1 protein-coding gene is annotated in these 411 nt (G+C 62.8%); it reads left to right on the top strand.

The window, feature by feature from the left end; all coding sequences use genetic code 11:
• Positions 1-411 (top strand): RNA methyltransferase (locus AC1D0P_RS30700; protein ID WP_477680184.1); only part of this gene is annotated, 411 nt, incomplete at both ends.

The raw sequence follows: 411 nt of genomic DNA, 5'->3' as shown, positions 1-411 counted from the left end.
GAACTCAGGCTTGTCGCGCCCCGCGACGGCTGGCCGAGCGACAAGGCTCGTGCAGCCGCCAGCAAGGCCGACCATGTGATCGACGGCGCAATCGTTTATCCTACCCTCGAAGAGGCGATCGCCGACCTCAACTTCGTCTATGCGACGACGGCCAGGGTGCGTGACGGCTTCAAGCCGGTGCGCTCGCCGATCGTCGCGTCGCGGACGCTGAAGACGAAATATGACGCCGGCGAGAAAGTCGGCATCCTCTTCGGTCGCGAGAAATCCGGGCTTTCCAACGAGGACGTGGCGCTCGCCGACGAGATCGTCACCTTCCCCGTCAATCCCGCCTTCGCCTCGCTCAACATCGCCCAGGCCGTGCTGCTTATGTCTTACGAATGGATGAAGCAGAGCATGGAAGCCGAAGACGAG

It is taken from the genome of Polaromonas sp. P1_G2, assembly GCF_056405515.1.
Note: the sequence above shows the minus strand (reverse complement) of the source record. Positions and strands in the feature narration are given on the sequence as shown.